We start from the raw sequence: 17,725 nt of genomic DNA on the forward strand, positions 1-17,725 counted from the left end.
CATGTCTGCTTCTTCCTCTTCAAAACCGCGCGGCTACTTCGACAGTTTCGGTAAAAGCGCCGAAGCCGAATTCATGCCGGAAACCGCCGGCGCCTCGTTGCAGGATTCGCCGCGCTGGTCGCGGATCACCGTGTGGCTGGCGGCGGCACTGCTGATCAGTGCGCTGGTCTGGGCCAAGTTCGCCGTGCTCCAGGAAGTGACCATGGGCGAAGGCAAGGCGATTCCGTCGAGCAAGGTCCAGGTGATCCAGAACCTCGAGGGCGGGATCGTCACCGAGATCTTCGTCCGTGAAGGGCAAATGGTCAGCAAGGGCGACACCTTGCTGCGTCTGGATGACACGCGGTTTCTGTCGAACAAGGGTGAGAGCGAGGCCGATCGTTACGCCCTGACCGCGCAGGTCGAACGCTTGTCCGCCGAAGCCGAAGGCCGGCCGTTCAAGCTCTCGGACGAGGTGATTGCCAAGGCCCCGCAAGTCGCCGAGGACGAGCGCTCGCTGTACGAGCAGCGGCAACGGCGGCTGGCCAGCGAGCAACGCACCCTCAGCGAACAGCTGCGGCAGAAGGCACAGGAGCTGGCGGAGTTTCGGTCGAAACAGGGGCAATACAGTTCGAGCCTGGCGCTGCTGCAACAGGAAATGAACATGTCGGAACCGCTGGTGAAAACCGGCGCGGTTTCGCCCGTGGAGATTCTCCGCCTGCGTCGTAGCGCAGTGGAAATTCGCGGTTCGTTGAATGCCACGACGCTCGCCATTCCCCGGGCCGAATCGGCGATCAACGAGATCAAGAGCAAGATCGACGAATCGGAACAGACCTTCCGCTCCGAAGCGGCCAAGGAGCTCAACGAGAAACGCACCGACCTGTCGAAAATCACCGCGTCGAGCATCGCCATCGACGACCGCGTCAGCCGCACCACCGTGACTTCGCCGGTGCGCGGGGTTATCAAGCAGATGAAGGTCAACACCATCGGCGGCGTGGTGCAGCCGGGCAGCGACATGGTGGAAATCGTGCCGCTGGAAGACAACCTGTTGATCGAGGCCAAGGTCCGGCCGCAGGACGTGGCGTTTCTGCATCCGGGCCAGAAAGCCATGGTCAAGTTCAGCGCCTACGACTACACGATCTACGGCGGGCTCAGCGCCAAACTTGAGCTGATCGGCGCCGACACCATCACCGATGACAAGGGCAACAGCTTCTACCTGATCCAGGTGCGTACCGACAAAAACCATCTGGGCGGGGATGTGAAACCGTTGCTGATCATTCCGGGGATGGTGGCGACGGTGGACATTATTACCGGGGAGAAAAGCGTGCTGGATTACCTGCTCAAACCGGTGCTGAAGGCCCGGACCGAGGCGATGCGCGAACGCTAGTGATTGATCGCTCTCACGTTGATCGTTCCCACGCTCTGCGTGGGAATGCATCCAATGACGCTCTGCGTCACCGTCGCGAAGGGACGCGGAGCGTCCCGGGCGGCATTCCCACGCGGACGGTTCGACGCCTCGACGTGGGAACGATCAGGCGATCAGTACCCGTCCGATCAGCCTCCGTGATTCTTCTGGAAAGTCTCCTCCCCCATCGCCGCAATCTGCCCTTCAATCAACGCCTCGAACGGCTTGAGCAACGGCTCGAAAGAGACCGGCGCTTCCAGCGTCTGCAACGCCTGAACAATCGCTTCGATCGTCGACAACGCCCCCGGCCCCGGTGCCTTGCGCAGCCGATACCGCGACACCCCACCCTCCGCCAAAGTCACCCGTGGCAACGCCGCCAGCAACGGATTGAGGTGCAACATCTTGCGCGCCTTGCGCCAAGTGCCGTCCGGCACCACCAGCAACAGCGGTTCATCGGACGCGGCGTAAGCCTGCATCGGCTGCGCATCCTCCGCCGGGAACAACAACCGCGCCCGATACCCCGGCCGGTTCAACAGAGCGGGCAAATCCTCGAACACTTCACCGACAATCAGCTCGGCATTGTTCAAACCGAGCGCCGCCAGCCGTGCCGTGTTGAGCGCGTGATTGACCTCGCTCGGGTGCTGCAACAGCAACACCCGGGTGCGGCTGTCGAGGCTGGGGATCAGCGGGCACAGGCAATGGGTTTGTGGGCGCAGGCAGCGCGGGCATTGGGGTCTGGACATTGTCTTATGCCTGATTGAGCTGCGCTTTGAGCAGATCGCGGAAAGTCTGGATCAGCGGCTCGCGGCTGCGGCCCCGGCGCATGATCATGGAAAACGGTGCCTGATAACCGAAGGTCGCCGGCAGCAGCACCCGCAAATCGCCCTTGTCGGCCCAGGCCTGGGCGTAGTGCTCCGGCAGATAACCGATGTAGGCGCCGGACAGCACCAGAATCAGCTGCGCCTCCATACTTTCCACGGTCGCGGCGCTGTGTTTGAAACCGTGGCGTGCGAGTTCGGCCTGGCTCCAGTAACCGCGTCCGACCATGCGTTGCTGGGTGATGACCTGCTCGGGAATCCGCCGCTCGTTGAACAACGGATGACGGCTGCTGCAATACAGCCAGTGCTGCTCGCGGTACAGCGGCATGTACACCAGACCGCTCATGCGCGTTGAGAATGCGCCGATGGCCAGATCGAGGCGGTTGTCCTGCACGCCGAGTTGCAGTTCGTAAGGGCTCATCACCGACAGATGCAAATGCACCGCCGGGTGTTCCTGGCTGTAGGCGCCGATGGCTTCGGCGAACGGCAGGGCCTTGTCGCTGACCGTCGAGTCGATCACCCCGAGGTTGAGCGTGCCGCGCAATTCGCCCTTGAGCGCTGCTGCGTACTGCTCGAAACCTTCGAGTTCGGCCAGCAAACGCAGGGTTTCCTGATGGAACAGCTCGCCCTTGCTGGTCAGGCTGAAACCGCCGCGCCCGCGATGGCACAGCACCAGACCCAGCGCGGCTTCGAGCTGGCTCATGTAGGTGCTGATCGCCGAGGTCGACAGGTTGAGTTCCTGCTGCGCGTTGGCAAACCCCTGATGACGCACGACGCTGACGAAGATGCGCAAAAGTTTCAGGTCGGGTAAAGCGTTGGCCATGTCTACTCCGGGCTTTGGAACTGTGTTGTCTGGTAAATCCACCCCTCACCCCAACCCTCTCCCCAGAGGGGCGAGGGGGAAAGGGAGCCGATCTCCATGGCCTTCAAATCTTGCGTCTGCCTCAGGACTCTCCTGAGCTCGACTCGATATTTCAGGTCGATGTCCCTCTGGAAAACAACTCCGTCGGCCCCCTCTCCCTCCGGGAGAGGGCTGGGCGGGCGGCGTTCCGATGAGGGCAACGGTGTTCAGCCGATCACAAACCCCAAGGCGCACAAAGTCTATCTCCACCCACATCATTAGTTTAGAAATTTCTGAACTAAGTATTTGCCCGTAGCGATTCTTCCGCCCCACTACATTTCGCAGAATCGGCCCACAGCGGTACCCGTGCTCCTTGCGAATGCGGTGCGCCGACATAAATAAAACAAAGACGATGAGGCCCTACCCGTGGACAAGATTCTTCACCAACCACTGGGCGGCAACGAAATGCCGCGCTTCGGCGGCATCGCCACCATGCTCCGACTCCCCCATGTACCGACCGCTGCCGGCCTGGACGCTGCCTTCGTTGGCGTGCCACTGGACATCGGTACTTCGCTGCGCCCCGGCACCCGCTTCGGGCCGCGCGACATCCGCACCGAATCGGTAATGATCCGCCCGTACAACATGGCCACCGGCGCTGCGCCGTTCGATTCGCTGTCGGTTGCCGACATCGGTGACGTGGCGATCAACACCTTCAACCTGCTCGACGCCGTGCGCATCATCGAAGAAGCCTACGACAACATCCTCGAGCACAACGTGATCCCGATGACCCTGGGTGGCGACCACACCATCACCCTGCCGATCCTGCGTGCCATCCACAAAAAGCACGGCAAGGTCGGTCTGGTACACATCGATGCCCACGCTGACGTCAACGATCACATGTTCGGCGAGAAGATCGCCCACGGTACGACCTTCCGTCGCGCCGTCGAAGAAGGCCTTCTGGACTGCGACCGCGTGGTGCAGATTGGTCTGCGTGCGCAGGGTTACACCGCTGACGACTTCAACTGGAGCCGCGATCAGGGCTTCCGCGTGGTGCAGGCCGAAGAGTGCTGGCACAAGTCGCTGGCACCGCTGATGGCCGAAGTGCGCGAGAAAGTCGGTGGCGGCCCGGTGTACCTGAGCTTCGACATCGACGGCATCGACCCGGCCTGGGCGCCTGGCACCGGCACCCCGGAAATCGGTGGTCTGACGACCATTCAGGCGATTGAAATCGTTCGCGGCTGCCAGGGCCTCGACCTGATCGGCTGCGATCTGGTAGAAGTCTCGCCCGCTTATGACACCACCGGCAACACCTCGCTGCTGGCCGCCAACCTGCTGTACGAAATGCTCTGCGTACTGCCGGGCGTGGTCCACCGCTGAGGGTCGGGTCATGAACGAACGTGATCAGGTTCTGAAAGCGGCCGCCGATCTGGTGTCCGCCTTCGCCCGCAACGATCGCGAAGCCTACTTCGGCGCGTTCAGCGCCGATGCCAGCTTCGTGTTCTACACCCTCGAACAGCCCCTGCTGTCGCGCGATGCCTATCAGGCGTTGTGGGACAGCTGGCGCGCCGAGGATGGCTTCGAGGTGTTGTCCTGCACCTCGAGCAACGCCTTCGTCAGCCTGCAGGGTGACGTGGCGATTTTCATCCATGACGTGGCCACCGAGCTGCGCATGCAAGGGGAGCAACATTTCAGCCAGGAGCGCGAGACGATTGTTTTCAAGAAACAAGCGTCGAGCCTAGAACAACAAGGCCATTGGCTGGCCTGCCACGAACATTTGTCCGCAATGCCGGAAGGGCTGCCATCCCCTTAGCCAAGACAGGTGACGCTCACGCACGATGAGCGCGCCTTTATGATCGGAGCAGATCATGAATAACAACAACAAAGACCAAAGCCTTACGCAGATTGAAACCCACGGGGTCGAACAGATCCCGGACAACGAACGCACCGCCGGTCCCGTGGACTTGTTCCGCATGATCTTTGGCGGCGCGAATACCTTTGCCACCGCCGTGCTCGGCAGTTTCCCGGTGCTGTTCGGCCTGTCCTTCCAGGCGGGCGTCTGGGCGATTGTCTCGGGCGTGCTGCTTGGCTCGCTGATCCTCGCACCGATGGGCCTGTTCGGTCCGCTCAACGGCACCAACAATGCCGTGTCGTCCGGTGCGCACTTCGGCGTGCACGGGCGGATCGTCGGTTCGTTCCTGTCGCTGCTGACCGCCATCGCCTTCTTCTCGCTCTCGGTGTGGAGTTCGGGAGATGCGCTGATCGGTGGTGCGAAACGCCTGATCGGCCTGCCGGAAACCGACCTGACCCTGGGCCTGGCCTACGGTCTGTTCGCGATTCTGGTGTTGACCGTGTGCATCTACGGCTTCCGCTTCCTGCTGTGGGTGAACAAGGTCGCGGTGTGGAGCGCGAGCCTGCTGTTCCTGCTGGGCATCTTTGCCTTCGCCGGTCCCTTCGATTCGCACTACGCCGGCACCGTCAGCCTCGGCCAGCCGGGCTTCTGGGCCGCGTTCATCGGCGCCGCGCTGGTGGCCATGAGCAACCCGATTTCCTTCGGCGCGTTCCTCGGCGACTGGGCCCGCTACATCCCGCGTGAGACCTCGCGCAAGCGGATCATGGCGGCGGTGGTGCTCTCGCAGATCGCCACCTTCATCCCGTTCCTGTTCGGCCTGACCACCGCGACCATCGTCGCGATCCAGGCGCCGGACTACATCGCGGCCAACAATTACGTAGGCGGTCTGCTCGCGGTGTCGCCGAGCTGGTTCTTCCTGCCGGTGTGCCTGATTGCGGTGATCGGCGGCATGTCCACCGGCACCACATCGCTGTATGGCACCGGGCTGGACATGTCCAGCGTGTTCCCGCGCCTGCTGTCGCGGGTCAAGGCGACGCTCCTGATCGGTGTGCTGTCGATTGCCTTCATCTTCATCGGGCGCTTTGCGGCGAACCTGGTGCAGAGCGTGTCGACCTTCGCCGTGCTGATCATCACCTGCACCACCCCTTGGATGGTGATCATGATCATCGGCCTGGTGGTACGTCGCGGCTTCTACTGCCCGGACGACCTGCAAGTGTTCACGCGCGGCGAGCAAGGCGGACGCTACTGGTTCAGCCACGGCTGGAACTGGCGCGGTCTGGGTGCGTGGATCCCGAGCGCGGCGGTCGGCCTGTGCTTCGTCAACCTGCCGGGGCAGTTCGTCGGCCCGCTGGGTGAACTGGCCGGCGGCATCGACATCAGCCTGCTGGTGACCCTCGGTCTGGCGTCGGTGATGTACCTGATGCTGCTGAGCCTGTTCCCGGAACCGGCGCTGGTCTACGGCCCGAAGGATCCCCGCAGCAAAGGCGCGCATGCGCCGGCTGAAGCGGCGCTGCGTCAGGCTGCCTGAATAAACGAATCGCCTGTGGGGGTCAGCCTTCTCCCACAGTGTTCCACCCCATAAAAAAGACAATCGGAGACACGCCATCATGGCTTTGGATTTATTCGTCGTCCTCATCTACGCCGCCGGCATGCTCTTGCTCGGCTACTTCGGCATGCGCAAGGCTAAGACCAACGAGGACTTCCTGGTGGCCGGGCGTAACCTCGGCCCGAGCCTGTACATGGGCACCATGGCTGCGACCGTTCTCGGTGGCGCGTCCACCGTCGGTACCGTCCGCCTGGGCTACGTGCACGGCATTTCCGGTTTCTGGCTGTGCGCGGCACTGGGTTGCGGCATCGTGGCGCTGAACCTGTTCCTGGCCAAGCCGCTGCTGAAACTGAAGATCTACACCGTTACCCAGGTCCTGGAAAAACGCTACAACCCGATGGCCCGCTCGGCGAGCGCGGCGATCATGCTGGCCTACGCACTGATGATCGGCGTGACCTCGATCCTCGCCATCGGCACCGTGCTGCAAGTGCTGTTCGGCCTGCCGTTCTGGATCTCGGTACTGCTCGGCGGTGGCGTGGTGGTGATCTACTCGGCCATCGGCGGCATGTGGTCGCTGACCCTGACCGACATCGTCCAGTTCATCATCAAAACCGTCGGCCTGATGTTCATCCTCCTGCCAATCTGCCTGTACCGCGTCGGAGGCTGGGATGAACTGGTGCTGAAACTGCCGGCCACTGCCTTCAGCTTCACCACCATCGGCTGGGACACGATCATCACCTACTTCATGATCTACTTCTTCGGCATCCTGATCGGTCAGGACATCTGGCAACGGGTGTTCACCGTCAAGAACGAAAAAGTCGCTCAGTACGCCGGTAGCTTCGCGGGCATCTACTGCATCCTCTACGGTCTGGCCTGTGCCTTGATCGGCATGGCTGCACATGTGCTGATCCCGGATCTGGACAACGTCAACAACGCCTTTGCCGCGATCGTCAAACTGTCGCTGCCGGACGGCATCCGTGGTCTGGTGATCGCCGCTGCCCTGGCCGCAATGATGTCCACCGCCAGCGCCGGCCTGCTCGCCGCTGCCACCACCCTGACCGAAGACCTGCTGCCGAAACTGCGTGGCGGCAAACAGTCGAGCCTGGGTGTGAACCGTCTGTTCACCCTGCTGACCGGTGTCGTGGTGCTGGGTATTGCTCTGGTTGTGAACGACGTGATCAGCGCCCTGACCCTCGCGTACAACCTGTTGGTGGGCGGCATGCTGATTCCGCTGATCGGTGCGATCTTCTGGAAACGCGCGACCACTGCCGGCGCCATCGCCAGCATGGGCCTGGGTTTCGCCACTGCCCTGCTGTTCATGTTCAAGGACGGTCTGGATGCCAACACGCCGATCTACTACAGCCTGGCTGTGGGTCTGGTGAGTTTTGTGGTGGTCAGCCTGTTTTCCCGTCGCCCTGCCCCGGTGGCCAGCGCGGTCTAAGCTCGCTATAACGACTTGATGCTTTCTTCGGCGGGTGTGGCGTCGGTTGCCACACCCGTTTTTTTCGTCTGGAGAAAATGCTTGATGAAGATTGTTTCTCGCGATCAGTGGTTCGAAGTGCAAACCCTGAGCGACGGCATTCGGCTGATTCACGAGCCGTTCATCCGCCCGTTCTATCGCTGCAACCTGTGGCACGTTCAGGGGCGGGACAAGGATCTGCTGCTCGACAGCGGTTCCGGCCTGGTCAGCCTGCGCGAACAACTGCCGTGGCTGACCGAACGACCGCTGGTGGCGGTGGCCAGTCATTGCCATTTCGACCACATCGCCGGGCACCACGAATTTGCCGAACGGCTGGTGCATCCCGCCGAAGCGGACATTCTGGCGGCGCCGGATGGCGAGAACGATCTGAGCCGGGCCTTCGTCGGCGACGACATGTTCGAAGCGCACCCGGATTGCCCGCTGTGCTACGCCGAATACCGGGTCAAGGCAGCGCCCGCCACCGGGTTTGTCGAGGACGGCGATGTGCTGGACCTCGGCAACCGCACGTTGCAGGTGCTGCACACGCCGGGTCATTCACCGGGCGGGATCAGTCTCTACGAAGCGGCCACTGAAACTCTGTTCAGTGGCGACATCATTTACGACGGGCCGTTGATCGAGGACGCCTACCACTCCAACCTCGATGACTACGCCACCAGCTTGCGCCGATTGCAGGCTCTGAAGATTCGCACGGTGCATGGCGGGCACTTCGGCAGTTTTTCCGCAGAGCATCTGCACGGGATGATTGACGAATGGTTGCGCCGCCACGCCTGAGGCCTGCTGTACTTCAGTCAGACTAACAACACAAAGATCTGCCATGAGAAGAGCTGCCGTGCGTGCTGCCGTGCACCGGTTCATCCTGCGCCTGCTGGAAAATCGTGAATTCGACGACAACACCAGCCTCGCGCAGCTGGGGCTGGAAAAAGCGGATATCGAGGATCTGATCTTCCATCTGGAAGATGAATTCGGACTGACGGCCTTCACCGCCGAAGAGGACCGGATGCTCAAGACCGCGAAGACCGCGAATGACCTGAGCCGGTTTCTGATGGAAATCGGGCGTCACTGAAAACAAAAGATCGCACCCGCCCGCCACTCCAATGGAGCGACAGCCGGGTGCGATCTTTTGTCGATTAAATCCTTTGATCCTTCAAAGCGGGGCATTACCGCCGACGTGGCTGACGCCGACGCTGTTCGTCATCGGTGCGAATCGGGACCGGTTGCAGAGGCGGTTCGATCAAGCCGAGGGCAACACCCAAATCGTGCAGCCAGTTTTGAATTTTCTCTTTCATCGTCATGCCCCCTTCAGGGTGGTGCTGAGCGTCCGGAATTCTGAGGCCGCTTCGCACTGATAATAGTCCGAAGTCCTACGCAATGCTCGGCCAAATCCGCAATGATCTGTTACTGAATTGATCCAAATCCCTGACCGTTCGTTCAAGCCGTTTCCCGCACGTCCTCGCCAGCCACGGGATAGAGCGCCTGCTGCTGTTCAATCCACGCGTTGAGGTTGGCACCAACCATGCCCCGGCGCCACATGAGCCATGTTGTCGCACTGGCAAAAGGCTCGGCCAGCGGGTGCACCGCCACGCTTTCGCGCCCCGGCAGGCTGGCGAGCATCGACTCCGACATCAGCGCCACACCGCTGCCGGCAATCACGCAGGCGAGCATGCCCTGATAGGACTCGATCTCCATCGCCCGGCCCATCGCCGCCTGGTAATGCGCGAACCACGCTTCCAGCCGCGCACGATAGGCGCAGCCATGGCGAAAGGTGAATACCGCCCGTCCCTCGACATCCCTGGCGCTGCGTATCGGCGGGTGATCGGCCTCGCTGATCAGCACCAGTCGCTCGTTGCACAACGGCACACCGTCAATCCCGGCCATTTGCGGCGGGCCATCCACCAGCGCGGCGTCGAGACGCCCGGTGAGCAGGCCTTCGAGCAATTCACCGCTGGGCCCGGACTGCACCTGAAGATTCACCGCCGGATATTGCTTGTGATACCGCGCCAGCAGCGCCGGCAAATGGATCGCCGCCGTGCTGTACAGCGTGCCGAGCACGAAATCTCCCGCCGGTTGCCCGCCCATCACCGCTGCACTCGCCTGATCGCGAAGGGCGAACAGTTTGCCGGTGTAGTCCAGCAGGACTTTTCCCGCAGGCGACAACTGCAAACGCTGACGCTCACGGACGAACAGTTCGACACCCAGTTGCTCCTCCAGCTGTTTGAGCCGGGTCGACAGGTTCGACGGCACGCGGTGCAAACGTTCGGCGGCGCGGGTGATCGAGCCCTCCTCCGCCACGGCCTGGAAGATCCGCAATTGGCTGAACTCCACAACCTTTCTCCTGAACAGAACAAGTTACTCACTATTATTCAATTTTAAAGAAAGTCAATCAGTCCTAGCCTGACGGTCATTGAACCTCCAACGGAATTCAGACCATGTCACCGCTGATTCGCTTATCCGCCTGTTTCATTGCCCTGATGATGGCCATGGGCATCGGGCGTTTCGCCCTCACCCCGCAGCTGCCGCACCTGCTCAGTGAAGGGCAGATCGACCTGACTGCCGCCGGTCTGATTGCGGCGGCCAACTACCTCGGTTACCTGCTCGGCGCGGTGGATGCGATGTTTTCCCGCCGGCCGGATCAAGTGCAGCGGCGCCTGCACGGCGGTCTGTGGTTGTGTGTGTTGCTGACGCTGGCATCGTTCTGGGCCAACGGTTTCTGGTCGCATTTGTTGCTGCGCTTCGGTACCGGTGTGGCGAGTGCCTGGGTGCTGGTGATGATTACTGCGTTGAGTCAGCCGCTGGCTGCGGCGGCGGGTCGTCCGCGATTGGGAGCGCTGGTCTTTGCCGGGCCGGGGCTGGGGATTTTTCTGACGGGATTGCTGGCGCTGTTCTCACATCTGGCGCAGCAGACTTCCGCGACTCTGTGGCTGATCTATGCCGCCGTGGCGCTGGTGATGTTGCTGGGAATCGTGCGGATCCTGCCGCAACCGGGCGTCGGTGTGCCGGTCGTGCCGGCTGCCGTGAGTTCATCGAATCGTGGCATTGGGCGCTTGGCGGCGGTGTATGCCTTGTATGGCGTGGGCTACATCATCCCGGCCACGTTTCTGTCACAGATGGCCAACGCGCAATTTCACGGGCAGTGGCAGGCCGATCTGTTCTGGCCGTGCTTTGGCCTCGGTGCCGCAATTGGCGTTTTGCTGGTAAGTTTGCGTCGGCACGATCCGCAAACCACCCGGCACTGGTTGATGGCGACGTTGTGGCTGCAGGCTGCCGGGGTGTTCGCTTGCCTGTTGGGCAGCGGCCTCGGTCTGGCATTGGGCGTGATCCTGTGCGGCACGCCGTTCCTGGCCTGCATGCAACTGGTGATGCAACGCTCCCGGGAACTGGCGCCCCACGCCACCCAGCGCAACGCCGGCCTGCTCACCGCGTGCTTCGCCGTCGGTCAACTCAGCGGGCCGTTGCTGGCGGCGGTCAGCAGCCATTTCAGCGGCGGCCTGCAACCGGCGCTGGTGATTGCCGGCAGCGGTCTGCTGATTGCCGGCGGTCTGGCCTGCAAATCGGTTACGGCTGACCGAGGGCTTTGCGCAAACGCCGACGCACCCACTGTTCCGCGCTGACGAAGGTGATGCCGAGCAACACCAGCACGGCGCCGATGATGAAGTTCAGGCTCAGTTCTTCGCCGAGCAGCACCACGCCGAACGTGACGCCGAACAACGGTGTCATGAAGGAAAACACCGCGAGGTTGGCCGCCAGATAACGGCGCAGCAGCCAGAACCAGGTCAGGTAACTGAAGAACGACACCACCAGCCCCTGGAACAGCACACTGCCCACGGCCACGACGGTCAGGCTGACGTGGGTGATCTGGCCGCTGAGCAGCGCGATCAGCAACAGGCCGATGAAACCGACGATCAGTTGATAGAACAGGGTCAGGGTCACCGGCGCCTCGGACAGGCGCGAGGCGCGTACCACCACGGTGGTCGCGCCCCAACTGGCACCGGCCAGCACGCCGAGGGCATCCCCCATCAGCATGCGGTGATCGAGGTTGTCCCACGACACCCCGCCGGCAAACGCAATGGCAATCCCGACAAATGCGAGGAAGATCCCCAGCCATTGCACAGGCCGCAAGCGCTCGCTGGGCAACAGGAAATGCACGCCCAGCGCGGTGAAGATCGGCGCTGTATAGAGGAACACCGACATGTGCGCGGCGGTGGTCAACTGCAAGCCTTCGGAGATGAACAGGAATTCGAGCCCGAACAAGGCACCGGCCAGCAAGCCGCCGCGCCAAGTGTTGCCAACCTGATCCCAACCACCCTTCCAGCAGATCAGCAGTCCTACCAGCAGCGCCGAAATCCCCGACCGCCCCGCCGCCTGCATCACCGGCGCAATGTCGGTCGCCGCCCACTTGATCATCACCTGCTGCACGCCCCAGATCAGGCACAGGCCGATCATCACTTGCAGGGCAAACCCGTCGGCACTGCGCCGACTGACGCTCACCTCGACACCTCTAACACACACAACATGGCAGTTTTTCCAATGGTCAAACAAAGCCCCGGCTCTTTGTCCGGGGCGAAAAGTAGTGAGTGGATTATTAACCAGTCAGCCAGAAAAAGCCGTCTGGAAAAGACATTTCATGCTCCCGCAACGTCAGCGGAGAATTGCTGACGACTGCGCTGTCAATCGCTGGCAAGCCAGCGATGGCGTCAGGTCAGGCGACCAAGATCAACGAGCTGATCTGCCAAACCGGCTGGCCACAACAAATCCGACCGTACAGGCCAGCGCCGTGGCGAACGTCCCCCAAGCCCAATCCATCAGCGACACCTGCGTCGACCAGCCGCGCAATGTCGCCCAGTTGGTCAGGTCATAGGTGCCATAAGCGACCAGCCCGAGCAGCGCTCCCATCCGGGCGGCGCGTTGCCAGGTCAGCGACGGCAACACCACGAACACCACACAGCCGAAAACATACAGGCAATAAAAAACCGCTGCTGGCACCAGCAACGGTTTTTCGAGCATCAGCGAACCGAGCAGTTCGCGATAGGTCGGCGCCATCAGCACGCCAAGCCAGACGCCGTCGAGCAGAAGAAACGTCAGCAGCGTGGCGACGTAGGCAATCAGTGCTTTTTTCCTCTGCCTGACCTCAAGTAAGCCCATGCAACATGGGCCACGTCAGGCTCAGGTTAGTTCAATGCGATCGGCATGAATGACGATCTTGCCTTCCTTGTACAACGAACCGATGGCCTTCTTGAAGTTGCCCTTGCTGACACCGAACAGGCTGCTGATCAGCGCCGGGTCGCTCTTGTCGCTGACGGCCAGAGTGCCATCGTTTTCGCGCAACTTGGAGAGGATCTTCGAGTTCAGGCTGCTGGCTGCTTCCTGCCCCACCGGTTGCAGGCTCAGGCTGATCTTGCCGTCGGCGCGCACTTCCTTGATGAAGCCTTTCTCGCGCATGCCGGAACGCATGAACTTGAAGATTTCATTCTTGTGAATCAAACCCCAGTGCTTGTTGTTGATGACGGCCTTGAAACCCATGTCGGTGGATTCGGCCACCAGCAGATCAACTTCCTGGCCCACGCTGTAGTTGGCCGGGGTTTTGTCCAGATAACGATCCAGGCGCGCGGTCGCGGTGATGCGGCGGGTGTGCTTGTCGAGGTAGACATGCACCACGCAGTACTCGCCGGCGGTCATCTGGCGTTTTTCTTCGGAGTAAGGCAGCAGCAGATCCTTCGGCAGGCCCCAGTCGAGGAACACGCCGATGCTGTTGACTTCAACAACTTTCAAACTGGCAAATTCACCGACCTGAACTTTTGGTTTTTCAGTGGTGGCAATAAGTTTGTCGTCACTGTCCAGATAAATGAAAACATTGAGCCAGTCTTCATCTTCGCTGGGAATATCTTTAGGAATATAACGGTTGGGCAAAAGAATTTCGCCGTCGGCACCGCCGTCCAGATATAAACCGAAGTTAGTGTGTTTAACCACTTGCAAACTGTTGTAACGCCCGACTAAAGCCATTTCCAATACCCTCATTGCGTGGGCGGCATTCTACCCGGTTTTGCCGGGTTCGTCGGTCGCCAGATCGGACGGCCGAGTAAAAATCTGCGGGAGGCCTTGATTTTCCTGGATTTCGCGCCGCACGCGCGCCACTCGTCAGGCCAGCGTGACGGCTTTTGCCTGATCCCGAGGCCGGCCAGCATCCTCAAATCGAATAAATGTTGTTATTTAAAACAGCAGGTTAGCAGGATATTTCGAATAATTAATCGAGAATAATCCACCTGCACGCTGGGTTATTCCGAGGGATATTTACCAAGCAATTGTCAAGTTATTCCTGTACGATGCCTGGCCGAGTTACTTTTCTACAGGTTAATGGCCGCCATGCGTGTAAAAGCATCCACCAGCAAAGCAAAGCCAGCTCCAGCCGTTGAAACCAGCGAATCGATCAACGATCAGATCGCGGCATTCCTCAAGTCCGGCGGCGAGATCCAGCAAATTGCCAAGGGCGTCAGCGGCCAGACGTTCGGCCCGTCCAAGCAGATCAGCCTGGGCAAGAAGTAACACCCCGCAGTACACCTGTCCAAAGGCGCTTTGAGCTTCGAAGCGTCTGGACCGGATCCCTCGCAAGACCTTTCTTACGTTTAATCAAACATTCAAAACAGCAAAAATCGACGAACGGCCCTCGATGCCGATCATTCGCCGGTATCCTTGCACGCGTCTGGATCAAGCGTTTCAGCAGGTTTGTCGCACCTGCGCTCGCTGCTCAAGGAGTGACGCATGCTCAAATCTTCCTGTTTATTGCTTGTAGGCCTGCTGGCGAGCCCGGTGGCGCACGCGCAAATTTTCCAGCGTGAGCTCGGTGACTTCGACCTCAAGCTCGGCACCACGCCCAGCCGCAGCATGGCCCAGGGGCTGGTCAAGCCTTCGGCGGTCGGCTCGTTCCACGGCGGCCTGGACCTGAGTCACGACAGCGGCCTGTATGTCGGTCAGTACGCACCGAGCATGGGCCTCACGCCGGGGAAGAATCTCGAAATCGATTCCTACGTCGGCTTTAAACAACCTTTCGATCAGACCCTCGGCTACGAAGTCGGGATGATCCATTACAGCTATCCCAAGGTCGACACCCTCGACAGCCAGGAACTGTTCGGTGGCCTGACGCTGCTGGGCAGCCGGATCGGCATCGCCCTGAGCAACGATCCGGACAAACAGAACAACACCCTGTTTGCCGACCTGGGCGGCAATCAGCCGTTCGGCATCGGGATCAGCATGAAATACACCACCCATCAGCTCAACACGCCGGTCTCGGTGGACGGGGGTTATGTCAGCAGTTTTACCGATTGGTCGGTGAAATTTTCCCGGCCGTTCATGGGCATCGACCTCGACCTGATCTACAGCAATTCGAGCCTCAGCGGCAGCGATTGCTCAGCCTATTCCGGGCATAACAGTCAGTGCGACGGGCTGGTCACGCTCAAGGCCGAACGCGCGTTCTATTGATTGGCTGAACTGCCGGGGCCATCCTGCGTTCACATGAGCATCAGACCCTCAAGGCTGGCTTTCGCAAGGACTCGCCCATGTCTAGCTGGTTCAAACGCATCGCGATTCTACTGATCCTGACCCTCGCCCTCGGCGCCTGCAGCCGTGTCGGCCTGGCCTATCGCAATCTCGACGTGATCATTCCGTGGACGCTCAGCGACTACCTGGACATGAACGGCGAGCAGAAAGGCTGGTTCAACGAACGCCTCAGGGAACACCTGAGCTGGCACTGCACCACGCAACTGCCGGGTTATCTCGACTGGCTCGATCGCCTGCAAACCATGGTCGAGACCAATCAGGTCACCGACGCCGCGCTCCAGGCCCGCACCGCAGAAGCCAAGCAGGCGATCGCCGAAACCGCCCGGGAAATCACCCCGTCGGCGATTGAATTGCTGCAAGGGCTGGATGATCGGCAGGTGGCAGAAATGAACGACGCCTTTGCCAAAGACCTGCAAAAGCGCCAGCAGGAATACCTCAAGCCTCCGCTGTCACAGCAGATTGCCGAACGTGGCGCGCGCATGGACAAGCGTCTCAACGACTGGCTCGGCCCGTTGAGCGCCAAGCAGGAACAGCGGGTGATAGCCTGGTCGACCGCCCTGGGTGATCAGAACACCCAGTGGATCGCCAACCGCGCCCACTGGCAAAAGCAGTTCAGCGCGGCGGTGGCGCAACGCAACAGTCCCGAATTCCCACAACGGATCGAGACGCTTCTGGTCAATCGCGAGCGGTTATGGACAGCGGATTACCAAAAAGCCTACGCCAATACGGAGGCGCAGGCCCGTTCGCTGTTCGTCGATCTGATGGCCGACAGTACGCCGCAGCAGCGCCAGCGCCTGTTGAAAAAGATCGAGGGAGTGCGCAAGGACTTCAATGATTTGAAGTGCCTGAAGGCCGCACAAAAAAGCTGAGACCACTGCAAAACCCATGTGGGAGCGAGCACGTTCGCTCCCACATTTTTTTGTGCAAACCTCAGGCGATCTGCGCTTTGGAAGCTACCTCATCGAACGTCAGCTCATCCAGCGCGTCTTCCTGATCATCCAGCACTTCGCGCGGATGATCATTGCCGGGAATGCTGCTGTCGATCAGGCTCAACAGACTGGAGCCGCGCGGGGTCAGGCTGAAGTTGTTGCCGGTGCTGCCCTCGTCTTCGCCACGGGGCTGGATGTAACCGCGCAACAGCAGCAGTTGCTCATAGTCGCAGGCAAGCGTTTTCAGGTGATCCAGATTCTCGATCGGCTCGCCCGCCGCCGCTTTCTCCGCCGCATAATCTTCGGCAAAAGACCGTGGTGCAAAGCTGTGGCCCGCGCCGTTCTGCACTTCATGCAGCAGGCGTTCAATCAAATCCCAGTTATAAGTCGTCATCCTGATTCAACCTCCGGTGCGCGTGATTTTTTGGCGCGTTCACAGGTTGTGACCGGAGCGTTGCGCCACCGTTCAGGATTATTCGGCGCCCCGACCGACCGGCGGTCTGTCGATTTCCCGGGTGGTTGAACGACTAGTCTGAGACAGACGGTTTCAACCCCCGCAGGAGAAATCATCATGAACGTTGAGAATCATCCGGTGGTGTCGCGCGAAGAATGGCTCGCCGCCCGCAAGCAGCATCTGGCCGATGAAAAGGCCTTCACCAAAGAACGCGACCGCCTCAGCGCCAAACGCCGCGCCCTGCCCTGGGTAAAGATCGACAAGGATTACCGCTTCATGGGCCCGAACGGCGAGTTGAAACTTGCCGATCTGTTCGGCAAACACAGCCAACTCGTCGTTTACCACTTCATGTTCGCCAAGGGCTGGGAGGAAGGCTGCCCGGGCTGTTCATTCCTCAGCGACCACATCGACGGCGCCAACCTGCACCTGGCCCATCACGACATTTCACTGGTGGCGGTGTCCCACGCACCGTTCGCCGAATTCCAGGCTTTCAAGCGGCGGATGGGCTGGACATTCGACTGGGTGTCGTCGGACGGCTGCGATTTCAACTACGACTTTGGCGTGTGCGCCCGTGCTGAGGATGTCGACGCTGGCAAAGCTACGTACAACTACGAAAAGACCGACAGCGCCGAGGAAGAAATGCCCGGGCTCAGCGTGTTCTATCGCGCCGACAACGGCGAGATTTTCCACACTTACTCAACCTACGCGCGAGGCCTGGACTTGCTGGTCGGTGCGTACAACTTTCTCGACCTTACGCCCAAGGGCCGGAACGAGGACGAGATCATGGAATGGGTGCGGCATCATGACCGGTATGAAGAAGGGGTGAGTGCGGGTTGCTGCCATCGGCCACAAGACTAGCTGTCACGAGTGATCAGACCT

General features: G+C 60.7%; 20 protein-coding genes. 12 read left to right on the forward strand and 8 right to left on the reverse strand.

Translation table 11 applies throughout. From position 1 onward, the window contains the following. Window position 1 precedes the first annotated feature (1 nt). The gene (locus L6D82_RS12925) at window positions 2-1,363 is read left to right on the forward strand and encodes an HlyD family type I secretion periplasmic adaptor subunit (RefSeq protein ID WP_085605682.1); all 1,362 of its coding nucleotides are present in this window, start codon (window positions 2-4) and stop codon (window positions 1,361-1,363) included. Window positions 1,364-1,530: 167 nt separating this feature from the next. Here the strand turns inward: L6D82_RS12925 and L6D82_RS12930 are convergent, their stop codons facing one another. Then, on the reverse strand, window positions 1,531-2,124 hold the full coding sequence (locus tag L6D82_RS12930; RefSeq protein ID WP_127797250.1) for a tRNA-uridine aminocarboxypropyltransferase: 594 nt from the start codon (window positions 2,122-2,124) through the stop codon (window positions 1,531-1,533). A 4-nt stretch (window positions 2,125-2,128) separates the two neighbouring features. Continuing rightward, window positions 2,129-3,022 (reverse strand): LysR family transcriptional regulator, encoded by an 894-nt coding sequence (locus L6D82_RS12935; protein WP_007956593.1) that lies wholly within the window; start codon window positions 3,020-3,022, stop codon window positions 2,129-2,131. Between the two features lie 444 nt (window positions 3,023-3,466). Here L6D82_RS12935 and speB point away from each other — a divergent pair, with 444 nt between their 5' ends. From speB to L6D82_RS12965, 6 genes are all read left to right on the forward strand, one after another. Then, window positions 3,467-4,417: an agmatinase gene (gene speB, locus L6D82_RS12940; RefSeq protein WP_003222717.1), complete on the forward strand. Its 951-nt coding sequence runs from the start codon at window positions 3,467-3,469 to the stop codon at window positions 4,415-4,417. 10 nt (window positions 4,418-4,427) lie between these two features. Then, on the forward strand, window positions 4,428-4,850 hold the full coding sequence (locus L6D82_RS12945) for a YybH family protein (RefSeq protein ID WP_011332982.1): 423 nt from the start codon (window positions 4,428-4,430) through the stop codon (window positions 4,848-4,850). 55 nt (window positions 4,851-4,905) lie between these two features. Further along, window positions 4,906-6,417, forward strand: a complete 1,512-nt coding sequence (locus L6D82_RS12950; protein WP_085747168.1) for a purine-cytosine permease family protein — start codon at window positions 4,906-4,908, stop codon at window positions 6,415-6,417. A gap of 79 nt (window positions 6,418-6,496) precedes the next feature. Then, on the forward strand, window positions 6,497-7,876 hold the full coding sequence (locus L6D82_RS12955) for a sodium:solute symporter family protein (protein ID WP_236189383.1): 1,380 nt from the start codon (window positions 6,497-6,499) through the stop codon (window positions 7,874-7,876). Window positions 7,877-7,960: 84 nt separating this feature from the next. Continuing rightward, window positions 7,961-8,686 (forward strand): MBL fold metallo-hydrolase, encoded by a 726-nt coding sequence (locus L6D82_RS12960; RefSeq protein ID WP_236189386.1) that lies wholly within the window; start codon window positions 7,961-7,963, stop codon window positions 8,684-8,686. Between the two features lie 43 nt (window positions 8,687-8,729). Then, on the forward strand, window positions 8,730-8,978 hold the full coding sequence (locus L6D82_RS12965) for a hypothetical protein (RefSeq protein WP_007956577.1): 249 nt from the start codon (window positions 8,730-8,732) through the stop codon (window positions 8,976-8,978). A gap of 94 nt (window positions 8,979-9,072) precedes the next feature. Here L6D82_RS12965 and L6D82_RS28560 read toward each other — a convergent pair whose 3' ends face one another. Beyond that, window positions 9,073-9,201 (reverse strand): PA1414 family protein, encoded by a 129-nt coding sequence (locus tag L6D82_RS28560; protein WP_003184145.1) that lies wholly within the window; start codon window positions 9,199-9,201, stop codon window positions 9,073-9,075. 142 nt (window positions 9,202-9,343) lie between these two features. Next, complete coding sequence (gene ptrR / locus L6D82_RS12970) at window positions 9,344-10,237, reverse strand: putrescine utilization regulator PtrR (protein WP_236189395.1); 894 nt, start codon at window positions 10,235-10,237, stop codon at window positions 9,344-9,346. A gap of 104 nt (window positions 10,238-10,341) precedes the next feature. Between ptrR and L6D82_RS12975 the strand changes: the two genes are divergently transcribed. Beyond that, a complete protein-coding gene (locus tag L6D82_RS12975) occupies window positions 10,342-11,523 on the forward strand; it encodes an MFS transporter (RefSeq protein ID WP_236189398.1) in 1,182 nt (393 codons plus the stop codon). Here the strand turns inward: L6D82_RS12975 and L6D82_RS12980 are convergent. The 3 genes from L6D82_RS12980 to L6D82_RS12990 form a co-directional block, all read right to left on the reverse strand. After that, window positions 11,468-12,400, reverse strand: a complete 933-nt coding sequence (locus tag L6D82_RS12980; protein WP_236189400.1) for a DMT family transporter — start codon at window positions 12,398-12,400, stop codon at window positions 11,468-11,470. The two genes, L6D82_RS12975 and L6D82_RS12980, sit on opposite strands and share 56 nt — an antisense overlap. Window positions 12,401-12,625: 225 nt before the next feature. Then, window positions 12,626-13,054 carry a DUF2177 family protein gene (locus tag L6D82_RS12985; RefSeq protein WP_236189409.1) on the reverse strand — a complete coding sequence of 143 codons (429 nt, stop codon included), beginning with the start codon at window positions 13,052-13,054 and terminating at the stop codon, window positions 12,626-12,628. A gap of 21 nt (window positions 13,055-13,075) precedes the next feature. Continuing rightward, window positions 13,076-13,912 (reverse strand): CvfB family protein, encoded by an 837-nt coding sequence (locus L6D82_RS12990; RefSeq protein WP_085747174.1) that lies wholly within the window; start codon window positions 13,910-13,912, stop codon window positions 13,076-13,078. 351 nt (window positions 13,913-14,263) lie between these two features. Here L6D82_RS12990 and L6D82_RS12995 point away from each other — a divergent pair, with 351 nt between their 5' ends. The 3 genes from L6D82_RS12995 to L6D82_RS13005 all read left to right on the forward strand — a co-directional run bounded on the left by L6D82_RS12995 (window position 14,264) and on the right by L6D82_RS13005 (window position 16,332). Next, window positions 14,264-14,452 carry a hypothetical protein gene (locus L6D82_RS12995; protein ID WP_016985943.1) on the forward strand — a complete coding sequence of 63 codons (189 nt, stop codon included), beginning with the start codon at window positions 14,264-14,266 and terminating at the stop codon, window positions 14,450-14,452. A 216-nt stretch (window positions 14,453-14,668) separates the two neighbouring features. Further along, window positions 14,669-15,385, forward strand: a complete 717-nt coding sequence (locus L6D82_RS13000; protein WP_085747175.1) for a TorF family putative porin — start codon at window positions 14,669-14,671, stop codon at window positions 15,383-15,385. Window positions 15,386-15,462: 77 nt separating this feature from the next. Further along, the gene (locus L6D82_RS13005; protein ID WP_236189412.1) at window positions 15,463-16,332 is read left to right on the forward strand and encodes a DUF6279 family lipoprotein; all 870 of its coding nucleotides are present in this window, start codon (window positions 15,463-15,465) and stop codon (window positions 16,330-16,332) included. Window positions 16,333-16,393: 61 nt separating this feature from the next. On the opposite strand, the gene L6D82_RS13010 is transcribed toward L6D82_RS13005, so the two are convergent. Further along, window positions 16,394-16,786: a hypothetical protein gene (locus tag L6D82_RS13010; protein ID WP_007956567.1), complete on the reverse strand. Its 393-nt coding sequence runs from the start codon at window positions 16,784-16,786 to the stop codon at window positions 16,394-16,396. A 177-nt stretch (window positions 16,787-16,963) separates the two neighbouring features. Between L6D82_RS13010 and L6D82_RS13015 the strand changes: the two genes are divergently transcribed. Then, window positions 16,964-17,704 carry a DUF899 domain-containing protein gene (locus L6D82_RS13015; RefSeq protein WP_236189414.1) on the forward strand — a complete coding sequence of 247 codons (741 nt, stop codon included), beginning with the start codon at window positions 16,964-16,966 and terminating at the stop codon, window positions 17,702-17,704. The last annotated feature ends 21 nt before the right edge of the window (window positions 17,705-17,725 follow it).

It is taken from the genome of Pseudomonas paraglycinae (assembly GCF_021601625.1).
In the GTDB taxonomy this organism is placed as follows: Bacteria; Pseudomonadota; Gammaproteobacteria; order Pseudomonadales; family Pseudomonadaceae; genus Aquipseudomonas; species Aquipseudomonas paraglycinae.